At 40.6% G+C, this 21,503-nt stretch carries 18 protein-coding genes and 1 riboswitch; of the genes, 14 read left to right on the top strand and 4 right to left on the bottom strand.

Annotated features, from left to right (window positions below):
* Window positions 1-2 precede the first annotated feature (2 nt).
* From FTV17_RS09630 to recJ, 7 genes are all read left to right on the top strand, one after another.
* Window positions 3-1,982, top strand: coding sequence for a 2-oxo acid dehydrogenase subunit E2 (locus FTV17_RS09630; protein WP_179999148.1), 1,980 nt, complete (start codon window positions 3-5; stop codon window positions 1,980-1,982).
* A gap of 87 nt (window positions 1,983-2,069) precedes the next feature.
* Window positions 2,070-2,211, top strand: a riboswitch (yybP-ykoY riboswitch).
* A 76-nt stretch (window positions 2,212-2,287) separates the two neighbouring features.
* Window positions 2,288-2,863 carry a TMEM165/GDT1 family protein gene (locus tag FTV17_RS09625; RefSeq protein WP_035265818.1) on the top strand — a complete coding sequence of 192 codons (576 nt, stop codon included), beginning with the start codon at window positions 2,288-2,290 and terminating at the stop codon, window positions 2,861-2,863.
* 215 nt (window positions 2,864-3,078) lie between these two features.
* Window positions 3,079-3,444 (top strand): YkgJ family cysteine cluster protein, encoded by a 366-nt coding sequence (locus FTV17_RS09620; protein WP_179999146.1) that lies wholly within the window; start codon window positions 3,079-3,081, stop codon window positions 3,442-3,444.
* A 177-nt stretch (window positions 3,445-3,621) separates the two neighbouring features.
* The gene (gene guaB / locus FTV17_RS09615; RefSeq protein WP_035265814.1) at window positions 3,622-5,088 is read left to right on the top strand and encodes an IMP dehydrogenase; all 1,467 of its coding nucleotides are present in this window, start codon (window positions 3,622-3,624) and stop codon (window positions 5,086-5,088) included.
* A gap of 125 nt (window positions 5,089-5,213) precedes the next feature.
* Window positions 5,214-6,548, top strand: a complete 1,335-nt coding sequence (gene glmM / locus FTV17_RS09610; protein WP_179999144.1) for a phosphoglucosamine mutase — start codon at window positions 5,214-5,216, stop codon at window positions 6,546-6,548.
* A gap of 14 nt (window positions 6,549-6,562) precedes the next feature.
* Window positions 6,563-7,219, top strand: a complete 657-nt coding sequence (pdxH, locus tag FTV17_RS09605) for a pyridoxamine 5'-phosphate oxidase (protein ID WP_179999142.1) — start codon at window positions 6,563-6,565, stop codon at window positions 7,217-7,219.
* On the top strand, window positions 7,220-8,923 hold the full coding sequence (gene recJ, locus FTV17_RS09600; RefSeq protein ID WP_179999140.1) for a single-stranded-DNA-specific exonuclease RecJ: 1,704 nt from the start codon (window positions 7,220-7,222) through the stop codon (window positions 8,921-8,923).
* Between the two features lie 38 nt (window positions 8,924-8,961).
* Here recJ and FTV17_RS09595 read toward each other — a convergent pair whose 3' ends face one another.
* From FTV17_RS09595 to FTV17_RS09585, 3 genes are all read right to left on the bottom strand, one after another.
* Window positions 8,962-9,723: a putative porin gene (locus tag FTV17_RS09595; RefSeq protein WP_179999138.1), complete on the bottom strand. Its 762-nt coding sequence runs from the start codon at window positions 9,721-9,723 to the stop codon at window positions 8,962-8,964.
* A 173-nt stretch (window positions 9,724-9,896) separates the two neighbouring features.
* On the bottom strand, window positions 9,897-10,679 hold the full coding sequence (locus FTV17_RS09590; RefSeq protein WP_179999136.1) for a putative porin: 783 nt from the start codon (window positions 10,677-10,679) through the stop codon (window positions 9,897-9,899).
* Window positions 10,680-10,968: 289 nt separating this feature from the next.
* Window positions 10,969-11,814 carry a putative porin gene (locus FTV17_RS09585; RefSeq protein WP_179999134.1) on the bottom strand — a complete coding sequence of 282 codons (846 nt, stop codon included), beginning with the start codon at window positions 11,812-11,814 and terminating at the stop codon, window positions 10,969-10,971.
* Between the two features lie 183 nt (window positions 11,815-11,997).
* Here FTV17_RS09585 and prfB point away from each other — a divergent pair.
* The 5 genes from prfB (at window position 11,998) to FTV17_RS09560 (ending at window position 16,808) form a co-directional block, all read left to right on the top strand.
* A protein-coding gene (gene prfB / locus FTV17_RS09580; protein ID WP_143047395.1) for a peptide chain release factor 2 occupies window positions 11,998-13,093 on the top strand; the annotation gives its coding sequence in 2 pieces (ribosomal slippage) (window positions 11,998-12,069 and window positions 12,071-13,093; 1,095 coding nt in all).
* A 216-nt stretch (window positions 13,094-13,309) separates the two neighbouring features.
* Window positions 13,310-13,612 (top strand): helix-turn-helix transcriptional regulator, encoded by a 303-nt coding sequence (locus FTV17_RS09575; RefSeq protein WP_035265803.1) that lies wholly within the window; start codon window positions 13,310-13,312, stop codon window positions 13,610-13,612.
* A 26-nt stretch (window positions 13,613-13,638) separates the two neighbouring features.
* A complete protein-coding gene (locus FTV17_RS09570) occupies window positions 13,639-14,703 on the top strand; it encodes an alkene reductase (protein WP_179999132.1) in 1,065 nt (354 codons plus the stop codon).
* A 98-nt stretch (window positions 14,704-14,801) separates the two neighbouring features.
* The gene (locus FTV17_RS09565) at window positions 14,802-16,082 is read left to right on the top strand and encodes a 3-deoxy-D-manno-octulosonic acid transferase (protein ID WP_179999130.1); all 1,281 of its coding nucleotides are present in this window, start codon (window positions 14,802-14,804) and stop codon (window positions 16,080-16,082) included.
* 12 nt (window positions 16,083-16,094) lie between these two features.
* Window positions 16,095-16,808, top strand: coding sequence for a 16S rRNA (uracil(1498)-N(3))-methyltransferase (locus FTV17_RS09560; protein WP_179999128.1), 714 nt, complete (start codon window positions 16,095-16,097; stop codon window positions 16,806-16,808).
* Here FTV17_RS09560 and FTV17_RS09555 read toward each other — a convergent pair.
* Window positions 16,782-17,765 (bottom strand): mechanosensitive ion channel family protein, encoded by a 984-nt coding sequence (locus FTV17_RS09555; protein ID WP_179999126.1) that lies wholly within the window; start codon window positions 17,763-17,765, stop codon window positions 16,782-16,784. The genes FTV17_RS09560 and FTV17_RS09555 overlap by 27 nt on opposite strands.
* Window positions 17,766-18,219: 454 nt before the next feature.
* Between FTV17_RS09555 and acs the strand changes: the two genes are divergently transcribed.
* Both acs and FTV17_RS09545 read left to right on the top strand, forming a co-directional pair.
* A complete protein-coding gene (gene acs, locus FTV17_RS09550; RefSeq protein WP_179999124.1) occupies window positions 18,220-20,163 on the top strand; it encodes an acetate--CoA ligase in 1,944 nt (647 codons plus the stop codon).
* Window positions 20,164-20,312: 149 nt separating this feature from the next.
* On the top strand, window positions 20,313-21,494 hold the full coding sequence (locus FTV17_RS09545) for an acyl-CoA dehydrogenase family protein (RefSeq protein WP_179999122.1): 1,182 nt from the start codon (window positions 20,313-20,315) through the stop codon (window positions 21,492-21,494).
* Window positions 21,495-21,503: the final 9 nt, after the last annotated feature.

Genomic DNA, 21,503 nt, shown 5'->3' with positions numbered 1-21,503 from the left:
GCATGCAAATTACGACTCCTGATATTGGTGTAGATAAAGCCACAGTGGCTGAAATTTTGGTCAAAGTGGGTGATACGATTAGTGTCGATGACAGCATTGTTTTGTTGGAGTCTGACAAAGCATCTGTTGAAGTGCCAAGCACTTCAGCAGGTGTGGTGAAAAGTATTTTGGTGAGCCTTGGTGACGAAGTTGCTGAAGGTGCAGTTTTGGTAGAGCTTGAAGCGGAAGGGCAAACGTCATCTGAAGCACCTACAGCACAAGTTGAAGAATTGAAAGCACAAGCTCAAGCAGAACCTGTAGCTCAATCTCAAGTGGAAGCACCAAAAGCAGCAGCAACGGCATCTGAAACTGTTGATGTTCAAGTACCAGACATTGGTGTTGAAAAAGCCACTGTGGGTGAGATCTTGGTTGCTGTTGGCGATGAAATTGATGCCGATCAAAGTATCATAGTCGTTGAGTCAGACAAAGCAACAGTCGAAGTTCCAAGTGCTGTTGCGGGTACAGTTGAATCGATTGAAATTTCAGTTGGTGATACAGTGAAAGAAGGTGTTGTGATTCTGAAAGTGAAAACAGCAGCTTCAGTATCAACCGCGGCGCAAGCTGCTGCAGAAACTGCATCGACTTCTGCTCCAGCTGCAGAAGCACCACCTGCAGAATCAACAAAAGCGACAGTTGCTTCAGCGCCAGCAGGTAAAGTTGAGATTGCTGTCCCTGACTTAGGTGTAGACAAAGCTGCTGTAGCTGAAATTTTAGTGGCTGTTGGTGATAAGGTTGAAAAAGACCAAAGCATCATTGTGGTTGAATCGGACAAAGCGACCGTTGAAGTACCAAGTACTACCACAGGTGTGATTACCGCAATTCATATTGAATTGGGTCAAAACGTGTCTGAAGGCGTGGCTTTAGTTACGATTGAAGCTGAAGGTCAAGTAACCCCAGTTACAGAAGCCCCTGTAGCAGCACCAGTGAGTACAAAAGCGGAAGCACCAAAAGCAGTCCCTGCGCAAGCTGCTGCTCCTGTACAAACAGCTGCTCCTTCAGCAGATAAGCTGACCAAAGAGCAAAATGCAGCAAATGCTAAAGTATATGCTGGTCCTGCGGTACGTAAGTTGGCGCGTGAGCTTGGTGTTGTGTTGGCAGAAGTCAAAGCTTCTGGTCCACATGCACGCTTAATGAAAGAAGACATCTTTGCGTATGTGAAAACACGTTTAACTGCACCAGCACCTGTAACTGCTGCACCGACAGTTGCTGCACCAGCAGGATTGCCTAAATTACCAAGTTTTGATGCCTTTGGTGGTGTAGAAGAAAAAGCGTTAACACGTTTACAGCAAGTGTCTATTCCACAGTTGTCATTGAACAATTATATCCCGCAAGTGACCCAATTTGATGCGGCAGATATTACGGAGCTTGAAGCATGGCGTAATGAGCTTAAAGGCAACTTTAAGAAAGAAGGCATTAGCCTGACCATTATGGCATTCATCATCAAGGCTGTAGCGCATTTGCTAAAAGAAGAGCGTGAGTTTGCAGGTCACTTGTCTGACGATGGCAAAACCGTATTACTGCGTAAAGAAATCCATATGGGCATTGCTGTTGCTACACCAGATGGTTTAACAGTGCCTGTGCTACGTAATCCAGATCAAAAATCAATTAAGCAAATCGCAGTTGAACTCGGTGAGTTGGGTCAAAAAGCACGTGATAAGAAATTGTCACCGAAAGATCTGCAAGGTGCCAACTTCACGATTTCAAGCCTAGGCGCAATTGGTGGTACGGCATTCACTCCGCTTGTCAACTGGCCGCAAGTGGCAATCTTGGGTATTTCACCTGCAACGATGCAACCTGTGTGGAATGGACAAGGTTTTGATCCACGTTTAATGCTTCCATTGTCATTGTCTTATGACCATCGTGTCATTAATGGTGCTGATGCTGCTCGCTTTACCAATAAACTGACGAAGCTGCTTAAAGATATTCGTACATTGCTCATCTAAATATTTTTAACGTATTTTGTCTGCAGAATCAAAACCTCACTTCGGTGGGGTTTTATTTGTAAAAACAAAAAGCCAGGCTTATAATGGATAAACTTCATTGGGGAGTAGCCGCTGTTCTGCAATAGAACAGGTGATGGTCAACATATTTGCTCTAAAACGAGCATGGTCATCATAGCAAAGAACCAAATGAGCTCTATTTGAGCTTTCTTTTGTTGGCAAGACCTTTGATTTACCATTCTGCGGATTTTTGGCTAGCAGGGATGGTGGGTCATTGGTATTTGTTATGCTAGCCAGAGAAAGACATCATGTATGAATTCCTTCTGTCTACAGGTATCGTCGCACTAGCTGAAATGGGTGATAAAACCCAATTGTTAGCTTTACTTCTTGCTGCACGCTTTCGTAAACCCGTTCCAATCTTAATTGCTATTTTGTTAGCAACAATTGTCAATCATGGAGTTTCCGCTGCTCTAGGACAATGGGTTACAACAATTTTAAGTCCCGAGATCCTCATGTGGATTCTAGCAATAGGATTTATTGCTATGGCTGCTTGGATGTTGGTCCCTGATGAATTAGAGGATGAGTCTGGTAGTATTCAAAAATGGCAAAAATTTGGCGTTTTTGGAGCGACATTTATTTTATTTTTCTTGGCTGAAATTGGCGACAAAACGCAGATTGCGACAGTGGCACTTGCTGCACGTTTTGACAGTATCTGGTGGGTGATGGCTGGAACGACATTAGGTATGATGATCGCTAATGCGCCGGCAGTATTTATTGGTGATAAATTGGCGAATCGATTACCTATTTCCTTGATTCACAAAATTGGCGCAATAATTTTCCTTGTCATTGGTGTGGGCACTTTAGTGCAACATTATTGTTTATAAATGGTTGTATACGCATAAAGATCTGAATCTTCAAAAGATTTATTTTATTTATAAATAGTATTGAAATAATGCACCATGAAAGTGATTCATAATGGTGCATTTTTTTAATGGAAGTTATTGATTAGTAAATAAATATAATAAAAATAAATCTTGTTTTTGAAATTAAGTTTTTTTAGGATTTCGTCACTAAAAAATTATTTTTAAGAGATTTAAAAATGCTCTCTCAGATTTCTGCACAGGATGCGTGTTTAAGTTGTGGTGCTTGTTGTGCCTATTTCCGTGTTTCATTTTATGGTGCGGAAGCGATGAACATCCCTACCGAGATGGTTGAGGATATTAACCCTGTATATGCTTGTATGGTGGGGACGAATCAAACTAACCCGCGATGCGTTGCTCTAGAAGGAGAAATAGGGAAGCAGGTCTCTTGCTCGATTTATACGGTTCGCAGTTCATCGTGTAGAGAGGTCCAAGCCGGAGATGCGCAATGTGCCAAAGCTCGACAAGCCCATCATCTGATCCCATTAATTGATATTGAAATTGTTCCATCGTCGAATGATGACGATTACGATCAGGTCAGTTAATTTGAATGATTTAAAATATGCTTCTGTTTTATATGCTCTTATTATGATTTTCTCGGATAGTAAATTGCATAAAAATAGGGGTGATGGGTAAATTTCATAAAATTGTCGATAATAAGAAATGAAATTTACCTTAAAATTTGTATATAATGGCGCACGGAAATTACCAGTGAGACTGTTATGTTGACCATCGTTCAAGACGCGTTAACTTTTGATGATGTCCTATTACTCCCTGCCTACTCTACTGTTCTCCCAAAAGATGTCTCTCTAAAGACACGTTTAACTCGCGGCATTAATTTGAATATCCCTCTTGTGTCTGCAGCAATGGATACGGTGACTGAATCCCGTATGGCAATTGCAATGGCACAAAATGGCGGTATTGGTATCCTTCATAAAAATATGGATATTGCAGCGCAAGCTGCTGAAGTACGTCGTGTTAAAAAATTCGAAGCAGGCATGGTGAAAGATCCAATTACAGTAACCCCTGAAACGACTGTGCGTGAGTTAATCGCAATTACGCAAGCGAACAATATCAGCGGTGTGCCAGTGGTGAAAGATGGCAAAGTAGTTGGTATTGTGACAGGTCGTGATACACGCTTTGAAACTAATCTTGAACAGCCAGTAAGCAACATCATGACTGGTCAAGATCGTTTGGTCACTGTTCGTGAAGGTGAATCGAAAGAAAACATTCAGGCACTTCTTCAAAAAAATCGCATTGAGAAAGTGATTGTTGTTGGCGAAAACAACGAACTAAAAGGTTTAATCACTGTAACAGATTTTAATAAAGCTGAGCTTTATCCAAATAGCTGTAAAGATGACTTAGGTCGTTTACGTGTGGGTGCTGCAGTTGGTACAGGTGTAGAAACTCCAAGCCGTGTTGAAGCATTGGTTGATGCGGGTGTTGACGTGATTGTAGTCGATACTGCACATGGTCACTCTGCTGGTGTTATCGAGCGTGTACGTTGGGTTAAAGCCAACTACCCACAAGTTCAAGTCATTGGCGGTAACATTGCTACTGGCGATGCTGCATTGGCTTTACTTGATGCAGGCGCAGATGCTGTGAAAGTAGGTATCGGTCCTGGTTCAATCTGTACGACTCGTATTGTTGCAGGTATTGGTATGCCACAAATTTCGGCGATCGATTCTGTTGCTAACGCACTGAAAGATCAAATTCCATTGATCGCAGACGGTGGTATCCGCTTCTCAGGTGATATGGCAAAAGCGATCGGTGCAGGTGCAAGTACGATTATGGTGGGTTCTTTACTTGCTGGTACTGAAGAAGCACCAGGCGAAGTTGAATTCTTCCAAGGTCGTTATTACAAAGCTTACCGAGGAATGGGTTCATTGGGTGCAATGGCGGGTGCAACAGGTTCTGCGGATCGTTATTTCCAAGACTCTAAAGCAGGTGCTGAGAAGTTGGTTCCAGAAGGTATTGAAGGCCGCGTACCTTACAAAGGGCCAATGGGCAACATCGTGCATCAAATGATGGGTGGTTTACGTTCATCTATGGGTTATACAGGCTCTGCAGTGATTGAAGATCTTCGTCAAAATGCGAAATTCGTGAAAATCACGTCTGCGGGTATGTCTGAATCACACGTTCACGATGTGACCATTACTAAAGAAGCACCGAATTACCGTGTTGGTTAATTGCCTGTTATAAAACAATTTTTAAAAAAAACCGTCATGTAAATGACGGTTTTTTTATTTTGGTGTAAAGTGGTGCGCATTGAAAAAGGATGATGTTAATCACCCGCTAAGAAGTGAGAGAATGAATGAGTTATTTTGGTACTGATGGTATTCGTGGGAAATTCGGTGTATTTCCAATCACACCTGAGTTTGCACTCAAATTAGGGTTTGCTGCGGGTAAAGTACTTAAGCGTAGAACAAAAAGAAATAAACCGATTGTGGTGATGGGCAAAGATCCTCGTTTATCAGGTTATATTTTAGAAGCGGCTTTACAATCGGGTTTAAACGCAGCTGGTGTTTACGTGCATTTATTGGGTCCATTACCTACGCCTGCCATTGCTCATTTAACTCGTGCTTTGCATGCGAGTCTTGGGATTGTCATCTCAGCTTCACATAACCCTTATCATGATAATGGCATTAAGTTTTTTTCTTCAGAAGGAAAAAAATTACCAGACGAGTTTCAAGATGAGATTAATGCTGAACTCGAGAAAGATATTGTCATTGATGATATTGCGAGTCTAGGAAAAAGTGTGCGTGTTGATGATGCTCCAGGTCGTTATATTGAATTTTGTAAATCAACGTTCCCATACCATTATGATTTAAACAATTTAAAGATTGTCGTCGACTGTGCCAATGGAGCAGCATATAACGTGGGTCCTGCGGTATTCCGTGAGCTCGGTGCCAAAGTGATTGCGATTCATAATGAACCGAATGGTTTGAATATTAACCAAGGCTGTGGCTCAACTCATCCTGAGAGTTTGCAAGCTGCTGTTGTTGAGCATCAAGCAGATTTGGGTATTGCATTTGATGGCGATGCAGATCGTGTCATTCTAGTGGATCAGAATGGAAAGTTGATTGATGGCGATCATATTCTGTATATTTTGGCGACACAAAGTGCCAACAAACCAGCCGGTATTGTTGGTACGCTCATGAGCAATATGGCACTTGAATTGGCACTTGAAAAAGCAGAAGTTCCATTGATTCGTGCCAAAGTGGGTGACCGTTATGTACTGCAAGGTTTAGAAGAAAACGGTTGGGTTATCGGTGGTGAACCTTCAGGTCACATTTTAACTTTAGACAAGAGCACCACAGGTGATGCGATTATTGCAGCCCTACAAGTCTTAACTGTCATGGTTGAACAGAAGAAAGCACTGCATGAGTTGGTTGCTGACTTTAAATTACTGCCAAACGTACTTGTAAATGTTCGTTTAGATGCAATGTTTGATCCATACTCAGTCCCCGCATTGGCTGCAGAATTTGCCAATGCCGAAGCGCAACTGAAAGGTCGTGGTCGATTACTCATTCGTAAATCAGGGACTGAACCTGTAATTCGTGTGATGGTTGAAGGTGATAATCTTCAAGAAGTGACTGCACTGGCACATGCTTTAGCAGATGCTGTACGTGCTAATGCAGCAGCTTAATCGGGGATTGACTCATGAGTGATTTGATTAAAGATCTCAGTGAACTGCGCCTAAGTTATCAAAAAGGCGAATTACATGAGGATCAAGTGAATGCTGATCCACATGAACAGTTTCTATTGTGGTTTAACCATGCGTTAGAAGCAGGGCTTCACGAACCGTATGCCATGTCATTGGCTACGGCAAATGCCGATGGTCGACCGCACGTACGTACCGTATTACTTCGAGGTGCGGATGAAAATGGTTATGCGTTCTATACCAATTATGACAGCCAAAAAGGACTCGACTTAGTAGCCAATCCTTATGCGCAAATTCTGTTTTATTGGGCAGAACAAGAACGCCAAATTCGCATTTCAGGTCGAGTGGTAAAAATTTCGGAACAAGAATCCGCTGATTATTACCATAAGCGTCCGCGTGATAGTCAAATTGCAGCGCATATTAGTACCCCACAAAGTGGTGTGATTGCGAGCCGTGACGAGCTACAGCAACGCTTTAATGATTTGCATGAGCGTGTGGCAGATCAACAAACTTTAGATAAGCCTGACTTCTGGGGTGGTTACCGTATAGAGCCAGATTATTATGAGTTCTGGCAAGGTCGCCCAAACCGTTTGCACGACCGTTTGTGTTATGAAAAAATCGACGGTGCGTGGAAATTACAACGATTGATGCCATAAATGCCAAAATTTGAAATCAAGCAACGTCCATTTTTAACACGCCCTGAAAATTTTCAGGGCGTGCCTTCATTTATTGCCGAAATTTTGGCACGTCGTGGCGTTGAATCTGAACAAGAACTAGAACTGAAATTAAAATACTTATTAGCGCCAACTATGAAGGGGTTAGATGCTGCAATTCAGTTGATCGACCAAGCCATTGATCAACACAAAAAAATTGTGATTGTCGGTGACTATGATGCTGACGGTGCGACCAGTACAGCACTGATGATGCTTGCACTACGTGACATGGGGGCAGATGTTGATTATTTAGTCCCTGATCGCTTTAAGTATGGCTATGGTTTGACACCAGCTATTGCAGATCTTGCGTTTGCCAACTTTACGCCTGATTTGTTGATTACGGTCGACAATGGCATTTCAAGTCATGATGGAGTTAAGCAAGCTCAAGATCATGGGATGCAAGTAATTATTACCGATCACCATCTCACAACCAAGCCAACGCCTATGGCAGAGGCAGTGGTGAATCCGAATCAACTCGGTTGTGAGTTTCCAAGTAAAGCTTTGGCAGGAGTAGGAGTTGCTTTTTATGTGTTGGCGAATTTATCTAGTCATCGTAAAAAAATGGGCAAGTCTTTTGCACAAATGATCAGCTATTTGGATTTGGTAGCGCTTGGGACCTATGCCGATGTTGCCAGTTTGGACTATAACAACCGAATCTTAATCGACAGTGGTCTAAAGCGGATTCAACAAGGATTATGTCGCCCCGGGATTTCAGCCTTATTAGATATTGCAAAACGTGATCCTGCAGGACTGAAAGCGCAAGACTTAGGTTTTGTGATTGGACCACGAATTAATGCGGCGGGTCGTATGGAAACCATGGATATTGGCATCGAATGTCTCTTAGCTCCAGACTTAGGAACAGCATATCCTTTAGCGGAACAGCTGAATCAACTCAATGTTGAGCGTCGTCAGGTTGAAGGCAAGATTAAACAAGAAGCATTAAGTGCATTAGATCAAATTCAGTTAGATTCGGATGTAGTACCTGCAGCGTTAATTATGTTTGAGCCACATTGGCATCAAGGTGTGATTGGAATTGTGGCAGGACGCTTAAAAGAGCAGTTCCATCGTCCAAGTATCGTTTTTGCCCGTGATGAAGATGGCATTCATATCAAAGGTTCAGCGCGTTCGATTGAGGGAATTCATATTCGGGATGCGATTGAGCGTGTGGCTGAGCAATATCCACATATTGTCAGTCACTTTGGTGGGCATGCTGCAGCTGCAGGTCTAACCATTAAAAAAGAACATTTTGCTGAGTTTAAGCAGGTATTTGAGCAGTTGATCGCCAGTCAAGATGAAAGTCTGTTTACTGCAACTTTATGGACGGATGGGGAGTTGCCAGCATCAGCTTTCCAAATTGAAACGGTGGACATATTACAAAATTTAAGTCCTTGGGGGCAAAAGTTTCCTGTGCCTGTATTCGAGGGAGTATTTAAAATTTTGGATTATCGCTGGCTGAAGGATGTGCACTTGAAACTGCGTGTAGCTTTAGAAAATGGTCAAGTGGTAGAGGCAATCGCCTTTAACGCAGCAGATAAATATCAGTTTGATCCGATGCTCAATGAAATTCGCTTGGTCTATGAGCTGGATAAAAATACCTTTAATGGCAATACTAGTTTACAAATGCGCATTGTACATATGCATCAATAAAAAAACCGCTCATTAGAGCGGTTTTTAGCACTCAAAGATTAGAAGCGGTATGCACCACGTACAGCAAAGGTATTACCGTCATCTGCAAAACCAATTCGACCTTCGACACTTACTTTCTGATTGAAGAATTTTTTAGCATTTACACCAAATTCATCAAAAGATCCGCCGTTGAAATCTTGATTGAAATAGTCGACACCCACGCTGAGTGTTTTATCAATGTAATAATCGCCTCTTAAAGAGAACTCGTCTAAATCACCAAATGCAGCACCAGCCTCTAAATTCACATCGTTTGCGCCAATTTGAGTGACATATTTTGCTCGAATAGTAGGGTCAATGCCATCATCATAATCATGATCCCAACCACGTAAACCAGCTGCGACCAATAAAGATGGTGCTAAGAAATAACCAGCTTCAACTTTATAGAAAGTTATATCAAAGTCGGGAGTATTCGGAGCTTTTTCAGTTTCCTGAGAAATATTGGCATTTAGATAGAAATCAGTGTTTGGAACAAAATATTCAACTCCAACACCATAATTCCAATATTCGTTTACATCAAAGTCGTCATAAGACACTTGTGCATTCACGTTGCTCGAACGATTTAAAAATGCAGCTTCGTTCAATGGAGAGTTCTTGATTTGAACAGGATTAAAATAATATGTGCCATCAAGCGCAAAACCTGCAGAATTGCTACCATTATCGGGATCGATCAATTTGGCTGTAGCCCCAACTTCAGCTTGATACGCATGTGCAGTTCCTAAGCTTGCAATAAGTGCAGTCGCAAGTGTAATTTTTTTAAACATATATTGACTCTCTTTGTTATAGAAATATGACTGTTTTGTGACAGCTAATTTCTATTGTAAGAACAAAAGGGGGTGAGTCAATGCACAAAAAATGACATTCCCTCGGGATTTTGCACAAAAAAAGCCCATCATTAAGATGGGCTTTTGAGAAACACTAAATTTTAATTAAGATATTAGAAGCGATATTTAGCAGCTAAACCGAATTTGTTGTAATCATTATTTGCAAGTTCACCAAAACCTACACGACCTTCTAAGCTTACTTGAGGTGTGAAGAATTTACGTGCGCTTACACCAAACTCGTTTGTATCTGCAGGACCAGTATCTTTACTATAGTAATCCACACCAACACTTAAAGTTTTATCGATGAAGTAATCAGCAGCTAGATTATATTCATCAAGGTCACCAAATGCAGCGCCAGCTTCTAAGTTGATATCTTTACCGTTAGACAATGTAGTTACATATTTAGCACGTAATGTTGGGTCAACACCATCATCATAGTCGTTATCGTAACCCTTAAGACCTGCTGCAATTAATAAGCCAGGTGCAGGCAAATAACCTACTTCAGCACCATAAACTGTCTCATCAAAATCAGGTCCAATATCAAATTTACGATCATCACGACCAACATTACCGCTTACATAAAAATCAGAATTAGGGACGAAGTATTCAACACCTACGCCGTATTGATGTCTTTCATCATCACCAACTTCGCTGTATTGGTATTTCGCATTTACATGACTTGCACGATCAAGGAATGCAGCTTCAGCTAGTGGAGCATTGCGTGTTTGAACTGGTTGGAAATAATAAGTACCATCAACACCAAATGAACCACTTGTACTACCATTATCAGGATCGATAAGACCTGCAGAAGCACCTACTTCAGCTTGATATGCATTTGCAGTTCCAGTTACAGCTAAAGCAGAAAGAAGTGCAGACGCGATTGCTAATTTTTTCATGGATACTTCCCCTCAATAGAGTTAGTTGTTAATACATTTTTTGTTACAAGTTCAGTGTAGGGGAAAATCATGAAGGATCAATCAAGCAAAAGTAACAGTAATGTATCTTGTGTGATTTTTGTGTAAAAATATAGTGTTAAACTAATGATTTTAAAAAATAAAAAATCATGTTAATTCATGTGAAAGATAAGGTGTTTTAGTCATTTTATGTTGCTTTTGAATATGAATTGTATGAAATTTGAACGAAAGTAGCAGTTTTGGCACTGCTACTTTTCCATGTTGAATGGAATTAGAATCGATAAGTTCCGTTTATATTAAACTTATTTTCATCATCACTGAATCTTAAAATACTCCCAAGAGAGAGGTTATTATTGATAAAGTATTTGCCACGTAATTGGTATTCGTCTTTATGAATTTTACTAGTGCTATTTGTATCTCGCGTATAAGCACTACCGAAGCTTAAGCGTTGATTTAAATAATAATCCCCACCAAATGTAATCGAATCAATATCATGTCCAAAGCTACCATCCAATTCTAAATTGAGATATTGACCATGTTGGCCTAATGGGGTGACATATTTGGCTTTTAAAGCAAAAGCATTTTCATCAAAGCCTTCACCTTTATAAGCATTAATACCTACTGCTATCAGTAAATTTTGAATAGGAGTATAACCAACAAGAGCTCTATAGGTGGTTAGATCGAAACGTTGCTTAGCATGAGATGAACTGTTTGGTGAGCTTGAGCGTGATTCCACTTTATAATGTTGACGACCGACCTCACCTGTGAAGTACAGTTGATCAATATAATATTCTCCCCCTATTGAATAGCCGTGCAGCTCTTGTTTGCTTTGTGCAACTGTTTCATTTATATACACTTTATCGTCTTTAATATGCTGAAAACTATATTTCGCTGAAACGCGATTATGGTGGCCAAGAAATGCAGCCTCATTAAGTGGTTTATTTTCAGTATCAACTGCTTTGAAGTAATAAGTACCTTCTGTTTCAAATACACCGTGATAATCAACCTTGAGACTATCATGGTCAAAATAGGTATATCCAGCATCAATTTGAGCTTGGTAGGCCATGGCTGAAGTTGTCAAAGGGAGGATGGCCAAAGCCAAATAGGTTTTGTTCATTATCATAAGTCTCTGCTTATTGTTGTAAAATTAAAGTAAGTATTTTTTAATAATTAAAGGTATTGTTAATAATAACTAAACAATGGTCAAGAGAATATTGAATAAAAAAGCAAACTCTCAAGTTTTACTTGGCTGTGTTAAAATATTGGCAATTTTGATATAGACATATTTAGGATCTACACCGTGGAAATTAATCCTTATCTTCTCCAGCTAAAAGACTTGAGCGAACGTGGTCAAACACTACGGGGGTATCTTTGACTACGATCTAAAGAAAGAGCGTTTAGAGGAGGTTCTCCGCGAACTTGAAGATCCAGCAATTTGGAATGATCAAAATCGTGCTCAAGCGATGGCGAAAGAAAAAGGTGAGCTCGAAAACGTTTTAAATGTTTTAGATGGTTTAGCAACACAACTTGATGATGCACAAGCGATGCTTGATCTTGCTGTAGAAGCGGATGAAGAAGAAATGCTTGCAGATGTTCAAGCAGAACTTGATTCAGCTGAGGCTGAACTGGCTAAACTTGAATTCAGACGTATGTTTAGTAATCCAATGGATCCAAATCCTTGCTATGTCGAAATCCAAGCGGGGTCAGGTGGTACTGAAGCTCAAGATTGGGCATCTATGCTATTACGTATGTACTTACGTTGGATTGAGCGTCATGGCTTTAAAGCTGAGTTAATGGAAGAATCTGACGGTGATGTGGCTGGGATTAAATCGGCAACTATTCGTGTAGAAGGCGAATATGCTTATGGTTGGTTACGTACTGAATCAGGTGTACATCGCTTAGTTCGTAAATCACCTTTTGACTCAGGCAACCGTCGTCACACTTCATTCTCAGCGGTTTTTGTGTCTCCAGAAATTGATGACAACATTGAAATTGAGATCAATCCAGCAGATGTCCGTACGGATACATACCGCGCTTCAGGTGCAGGTGGTCAGCACATTAACAAAACAGATTCTGCCGTGCGTTTAACCCATGCACCTACTGGAATTGTGGTGGCTTGTCAGAACCAGCGTTCACAACATGCTAACCGTGATCATGCTTGGAAACAGCTTCGTGCTAAATTGTACGAATTGGAAATGAATAAGCGTAATGAAGCAGCTCAAGCACTAGAAGATTCTAAATCGGATATTGGGTGGGGGAGCCAAATTCGATCTTATGTGTTGGATGATTCACGTATTAAGGACTTACGTACTGGCGTTGAGAATTCAAATACGGGTGCCGTGTTAGATGGTGATCTTGATAAATTTATTGAAGCTAGTTTGAAACAAGGGCTTTAATATTTTTTTTAAAAAAGCAGGGCAAAAGCCCTGCTTTTTTTTGTTCTAGCACGAAGCTTGCTAGATTAAATCAGTTCAATGTTAGAATCAGAATTATTCGGCACAGTCATTCATAAACTCGATTTGTTAAATATCGTAATAATTCGATATTAATATCTATAAAAATCGATATAATGAGTTCAGCACAGTGCAGATCATTAACTTGAGTGAAATGAGATGGATACTGAAGCAATTTTTAAAGCCTTATCGAACCCGATACGCCGCCAAATTTTACAATGTTTAAAAGATCCAGAGCGCTTTATTCCACAAGATGAGTGCGTGCAAGATTTTAGTCGTGGCGTATGTGCAGGACAGATTGAAAAAATTGCAGATGTATCTCAGTCAACCATGTCTAATCATTTATCTGTTTTACAGCAAGCAGGTTTGGTTCATGTTACTAAGCATGGTCAATGGTCTTATTTTTCTCGTAATGAAGCACTGATAAAAAGTTTTGCAGAACACCTTCAACAATCACTCTAACGATAATGAGTGAAGAGGATAGATGAATGACTGATTTTAGTAGCCCAGTAGTCTTTGGTGAATTAAAGCTCAAAAATCGCGTGGTTATGGCACCTTTAACGCGTAGTCGTGCGACAGATGATCGTGTACCAACAGAAATGATGGCTGAGTATTATGCGCAACGTGCAAGTAGTGGATTAATTATCTCAGAAGCGACCGTAATTTCTGAGGAGGCGAATGGCTATTTAAATACGCCAGGATTATTCACTGATGCTCAAGTAGAAGGGTGGAAGAAAGTAACCCAAGCTGTTCATGATAAAGATGGCTTAATTGTCGCTCAGCTTTGGCATGTTGGACGTGTGTCACATCCAGATTTACTGAAGGGTGATATACCCGTTTCGGCGAGTGCTGTTCAACAAGCCGGACATGTCAGTTTGTTGCGTCCGAAACGTCCTTATGTCTTGCCACGTCCATTAGAAATTTCTGAAATTCACGCGATTACAGCGCAATATAAAGAAGCAGCAATTCGTGCTAAAGAGGCAGGATTTGATGGTGTGGAATTGCATGCGGCGAATGGTTATTTAATTGATCAATTCTTGCAATCGAAAACCAATCAGCGTGAAGATGAATATGGTGGCTCGGTTGAAAATCGTGCGCGTTTCTTGTTAGAAGTCGTAGATGAGCTAATTGAAGTTTGGGGTGCTGGTCGAGTAGGTGTACATTTAGCTCCTCGTGGTGATGAACACGATATGGGTGATGATGATCCACGTGAAACTTTCGGTTATGTGTTAGAACAACTCGGTCAAAGACACATTGCATTTTTCTTTACACGTGAATATTTGGCAGAAGATAGTATTAGTCAAGAATTAAAAGCGCGTGGACAAGGTATTCCTTTTATTGCCAATATGCGTTTAAGTCGAGAGGATGCTTTACAACTTCTCACTTCAGGTCAAGCTGATGCAGTGTCTTTTGGTAAAGATTATATCGCCAATCCTGATTTATATGAGCGATTAGTACAGAATGCTCCTTTGAATGAATTAAAGTTAGAAAATATGATTGGGACGAATGTGGCTGAAGGCTATATCGATTATCCTTTTTTACAAGGAAATTGAAATTTAAGATAAGTATTTGAACCGAAAAAATTCGCAGGGTATGATCTCAACTTCGTGGTCATGCCCTATTTTTTTAAGAAAGCTCGAGGTCTTACGTTTTGACAACTCCATTTTGGTATAACGCAGCATTGGCTTTACTAAAGCCAATTTATAAATGGCGTATAAAAAAGCGAGCAGACAATATTGAGCAATTTCATCAAGAGTGCTTAGAGCGCTTCGGTCCGTTTCAATCTCCAAAAAATCTTAATGCGATATGGTTTCATGTGGTTTCAGTTGGAGAAACCAATGCTGCACAACCTCTGATAGAACATTATTTAAAGCTTGGGTATGCTGTGTTGGTTACGAATACTACCAAAACAGGTCAGGCACGAGCTAAATCCTTATTTGCAAAAGCACCATATGTAGATCTTTTTCAAGCAGTATATTTACCTGCAGATCAAAAAAAATTAGTCAGTGCTTTTTTAAAAAAATATCAGCCTAAAATGTTGGTTTTGGTTGAAACGGAACTATGGCCCAATTTAATTGATCAGGCGAAAATTAGTAAAATACCCACTTTTTTGGTGAACGCACGTTTATCTAAAAAGTCAGCAAAAGGATACGCCAAAGTACCAAGTATTACTCAGCCTATGCTCAGCGGTCTGACTCAACTCTTGGCTCAAGATGAAGCTTCACTGAATCGATTTAGGGCTTTAGGTGCTGCTACAGCGCATAGTCAAACAGTGGGCAGTATTAAGTTTGATATTCATGCGCCCGAAGAAATGTTATTGAAAGCGCAACAACTTCATCAAGATTGGGATTTGCAAGCACGCCAAATTATTACGATTGCAAGCACACATCATCCTGAAGAGAAAAATTTGTTATCCAAGTTTAAAGACTACTTAAATGATCATCCTGCCGTCTTGCTGATTATTGTACCCCGTCATCCAGAACGTTTTGATGAAGTTGCACAAGCCATTCAAAGTCATGAATTAAAAATGCATCGACGTAGTTTAGGTGAAATCATTGAGGCTGATACACAAGTTTATCTTGCTGATAGTATGGGTGAAATGTGGATTTGGTATGCATTGTGCCAAGCAAGTTTTGTGGGTGGATCATTAAATGAACCTGGCGGTGGACATAATATCTTAGAGCCAATATCACTCAATGTCCCGACTGTGATTGGACCGAACTACTTCAACTTTCAAACCATTGTCGATGAATTTGTGGAAGAAAAAGGGATTCTAATCGGTCAAACTACGGAAGAGGTGGTGAATCATCTTATTCAGTGCTTATCTCAGGATGAAACGATTTTAGCAGTACAAAATCAGGCTCAACAGATCATGCAACGGAATACAGGGTCGTTGCAAAAACATATTCATGTCCTGAATCAATACCTTTAGTTTTTTAAGTATATGAATATTGTATTGCTTGATCCTGCATCAGCACAGGATGACCTCTGGACGATTCAATCTGCACGCCAAATTGAGCATCTGAAGCATCAACTTGATATTAAAATTGGAGATACTTTAAAGGTTGGTATTAGAGGTGCTGGTCGATATACAGCTGAGGTCATAGAAATTTCTGAAAGGAAAATCTTAATTCAGCCACTTTATGAAGAGCCTGTACCGAAGAAATTACCTGTAACGTTAATCGTTGCTATGCCTAGACCGAAAGTATTGAGACGATTGATTCAAGATGCTGTAACTTTAGGCGTAGAAAAAATCATTTTGCTGCACAGCTATCGGGTCGATAAAAGCTATTGGCAAACACCATTTTTACAGCAAATTAATCACTATGTTCAACTGGGCTTAGAACAAGCGGGTGATACATTTCCACCTGAAATCGAAATATATAAACGCTTTAAACCTTTTGTGGAAGATATTCTTCCTCAAATGATTTCCGTTGAACGACCAGCTTATGTAGCACATCCTTATGCAACCCACAGTATGCCTCATGCGATTGAGCACCCGTGCACGATATTGATTGGGCCTGAAGGTGGTTATATTCCTTATGAGATTGATTTACTCAAAAAAAACGGCTGCCAAGCTGTCAGCTTAGGCAACCGAATTATCCGTACTGAGACGGTGATTCCTTATGTGTTAGGTCGTCTGTTTAGCACGTGGTGATTCATCTTCTTGTGAAGAATCTCCGCGATAGACTTTAACTTCTTGAACTGGATATGGAATCGAAATTTCATGTTCAGCAAAAGCTTGAATTACTTTTTCTTGCACTAAACTGATAGATGTAGATGTCGCAGTTTCACCCGTATTCACCCACCAACGTACAGTGAGGTTGATTGAGAAATCAGCTAAGGCAGAGACATTCACGCTAAATCCGGGTTGACTGAGAATCTGTTGATCGCGGTCTAAAATACTTAAAATAATATCTTTCGCTTTTTGAACATCATCTTCATAACCAATACCAACCACGAATTCACAACGACGACGTGGATATGCCGTATTAACAGTAACTGCATTGGTATAGACCGTTGCGTTTGGAATGACGATACGGCGACCATCAGGTGAACGTAAGTAGGTTGCACGAATTTGAATATCTTCAACGGTCCCCTCTAAACCATTTACGATGATATCGTCGCCAATTTTGAAGGGTTCACCGAGTAGAATTAAGATACCAGAGAGCAGGTTTTGAAAAATATCTTTAAATGCAAAACCAATTGCGACAGATCCGATCCCCAGTGCACTCATCAGTTGTCCAGGTGTAAACCCTGGAATTGCAATAACCATCGCGATTAAGAAACCAAAGAAAATAATAAAAGAGCTACCGACGCGGTTGAGGACGAGCACTAAATTTTGTTTGGTATATGAACGCTCTGAAAGTGCTTTTCTGACAAATAATTTGAACAGCTTAGACAACAACCAAAATAAGGTAAATACAATCAAAGCAATACAGATATAAGGGATTCGTTCCCAAAAGCTATCCATGATTTTATCAATGGTGGTATATGCATCATTGTATTTCGCAGTATGTGCAATGACGGTTTGAGCCGTTTTCTCACTTGCATCTTGTAGAAGTTGAGTCGTACCTTGAGCCACCTGACTCAAAGAATTTTGTTGTTCAGCCACGAGTGTTCCAAATGTATTGAATGTTTACATTTTGCCTGAAAATAGAGTGAATAAAAATCACGTTCGCAGGTTTTATCGTCATTTTTATTCATTGAATAAACTGAAAATAACAAAAAAAATTGTATGTTTTTATAAACATTCAGCACCTTGTCCAACAAAAAAATCGAAATGGTATTTATTAATAAAAAAATGGAGTTTTTTGACAACGACAGATTTTACTTGCTTAGGAATGATGATCAGCAATGATTCGGATCATTGACTGTTAGATATTTTAGGTCGTTCAATTGGCAGGAAAATACGGATAACTTTTGAAATAAATGAATGCTCAGTCTACGACCAAAGCATGATTGTTTGAAATTTTAAAGTATAGTCATACTCAAGATATAAGACAAAAAATGATCAGTATGATCAAGACAACTCTCGAGATGAGAAACATAAATCAAGGATGCGAATTATGAATGAAATATATCCAGTACCCGAAGTTTTTAAAAAAACTGCACGAACCAATGAAGAGCAATATTTCGAGCGGTATAAAGCATCTATTGAAAACCCCGAAGCGTTTTGGACCGAAGCAGCCAAGAAACTAGACTGGATTAAGCCTTTTACACAAGTCAAAAATACCAACTTTGATAAAGAGAATTACAAAGTTGAATGGTTTGCAGATGGCCAATTAAATGTCAGTGAAAACTGTCTCGATCGACATTTAAAAGAACACCCACATAAACCTGCGATTATTTGGGAAGGTGATCATCCATCACGCCATAAAATTATTTCATTTGAAGAATTACACGATGAAGTTTGTCGTTTTGCCAATGTCCTCAAGAAGCATGGCGTGACTAAGGGCGACCGTGTTGTTCTGTATATGCCAATGGTTCCTGAAGCAGCCATTGCGATGTTGGCATGTACGCGTATTGGTGCGGTACATTGCGTGGTGTTTGGAGGTTTTTCACCAGATTCTTTAGCAAGTCGAATTGATGATAGCCAAGCAAAAGTCATCATTACAGCAGACTCGGGCATGCGGGGTGGGAAGCCAATTCCACTGAAAGAAAACGTTGATGCAGCGATGGAGCTTGAAGGGACGAGTTCTGTACAAAATGTCATTGTGGTACATCGTACTGGTAACCCAATCACGATGCATGAAGGGCGTGACCTGTGGTATCACATGGAAATCATGACAGTCACAGATATCTGTCCACCTGAACCAATGAATTCAGAGGATCCGTTGTTTATTTTATATACTTCAGGCTCAACGGGTAAACCTAAAGGTGTGCTACATACTACAGGCGGTTATCTGACTTACGCGAACTTTACCTTTAGGGAAGTATTTGATTTAAAACAAGACGATATTTTCTGGTGTACCGCTGACGTCGGTTGGATTACTGGTCATTCTTATGTGTTGTATGGTCCACTTTCAAATGGGACGACAACATTGATGTTTGAGGGTGTTCCACAATACCCAACTTGGGCACGCACAGGACATATTGTAGATAAGCACAACGTCACAATTTTATATACGGCACCAACGGCGATCCGAGCGATGATGCGTGAAGGTGATGCATTTATCCGTGAAAGTGACCGTAGTAGCTTACGCTTGTTGGGCTCCGTCGGTGAGCCAATTAATCCTGAAGCTTGGAACTGGTACTACACCGTAGTTGGTGAAAGTCGTTGTCCAATTGTAGATACATGGTGGCAAACTGAAACAGGTGGCTTCATGATTTCGCCTTTACCGGGCGCAACTGCACTTAAACCTGGTTCTGCAACACGCCCATTCTTTGGGGTACAACCTGCTTTGGTTGATGCTGATGGTAAAGAGCTAGAAGGAGAGGCTGAAGGTAATTTGGTGATCAAAGATTCTTGGCCAGGACAAATGCGTACCATTTGGGGTGATCCAGATCGTTTTATCGAGGCATATTTCTCAACTTATCCAGGGAATTATTTCACGGGAGATGGTGCACGCCGTGATAAAGATGGTTATTACTGGATTACGGGTCGAGTGGATGATGTTCTGAACGTTTCGGGGCACCGCTTGGGAACAGCAGAGATTGAAAGTGCCTTGGTTGCACATGAACATGTTGCAGAAGCAGCCGTTGTGGGTATGCCGCATGACATCAAAGGTCAAGGGATAGCAGCTTATGTGACTTTACAGGCGGATACGCCGGAGTCAGAAGAACTCAGGAAAGAGCTGGTAGGTTGGGTACGCAAAGTTCTGGGACCTGTGGCTACACCAGATGCAATTTATTGGGCGCCAGCATTACCAAAAACACGTTCAGGCAAGATTATGCGACGAATTTTGAGAAAAATTGCTGCTAATGAGCTAGATAGTTTGGGGGATACCTCAACTTTGGCAGATCCACAGGTCGTGGATCAATTAATTGCTGAAGTGAAATCACAGCAATAATCCCGATTAAACAGATGAAGTCATGTTTTAAATACCGTTAGTTCAACTAGCGGTATTTTTAGTTCAGTGATAAGAAAAGCAGGCATTGTGATAAGTCAAATCATGTTGATCTGCTAAGCTTATTAGCAGATGCGAAACGGAATATAACAATGAATTCTCCCCTAAATTTTAATCCTGAAACGCCACTTGAGACTGCGCAAATACTTGCATCTGAGTTTGCGAAGACCGCAGCAGAACGCGACAAACAGGGTGGAAATCCAAAGGCTCAGCGAGATCTAATTCGACAAAGTGGTTTATTGTCTTTATCTATTCCAAAAGAATTTGGTGGGCAAGGTGCAACTTGGAGCACGATTTTTAAAACCATTCAAACCATTGCTCAAGTCGATAGTTCGCTTGCGCATGTATATGGCTTTCATCATTTACTTATAGCGACGGTACAACTTTTTGCACAACCAGCTCAATATGGAGATTGGTTTAGACAAACCGCCAAACACAACTTATTTTGGGGTAATACGTTAAATCCATTAGATCGTAGAACAACCGCGAAACAAATTTCTGATGAAGAATTTATCTTCCATGGTGATAAAAGTTTTTGTTCTGGATCAATTGATTCAGATATCTTGCTCTGTTCGGGATTTAATGAAGATGGGAAGTTACTGATTGGCGTGATTCCAACAGCACGAGAGGGCGTGAGCTTTCTTGGAGATTGGAATAATATGGGGCAACGTCAAACGGATAGTGGTACCAGTCATTTTGAACAGGTCAAAATTCGCAAGGAAGAATTACTCCTCAATCCCGGTCCTTTGAGTACACCTTATTCAAGTTTGAGGCCGCTAATTGCTCAACTGATTTTCGTGCATTTATTTTTAGGTGTTGCTGAGGGAGCGTTCAATGTTGCGAAAGAGACAGTTCAAACACAAAAAGCTTGGTCGAAATCACTGGTTGAACAAGCGGTGAATGATCCATTTACCCAGAAGCATTTCGCCGAATTTTATGTGCAACTTGAAGGTGTGCGCTTGCTCGCGGAAAAAGCGATCAATACATTACAAAAGGCGTGGGATGAAGGCGAAACGTTAACTGCGGAGCAACGTGGTGAAGCCTCAATTGCAATCGCCACCGCCAAAATCGCAGCGACTCATACTTCACTTTATGTAACACAAAATATTTTTCAAGTGATGGGGGCACGCGCGACTACAGCAAAACTGAATTTGGATCGATTCTGGCGTAATGTACGAACCCAAACCTTGCATGATCCAATTGATTATAAATATCAGGAAGTCGGAGAGTGGGTATTAACTGGAAAAGTTCCAGATCCGAGTTTCTACTCTTGATATACTTTT

Origin of the sequence: Acinetobacter sp. YH12239 (genome assembly GCF_013417635.1) — a bacterium.
Lineage (GTDB): Bacteria > Pseudomonadota > Gammaproteobacteria > Pseudomonadales > Moraxellaceae > Acinetobacter.
This window is presented reverse-complemented; position numbering and strand designations above follow the sequence as displayed.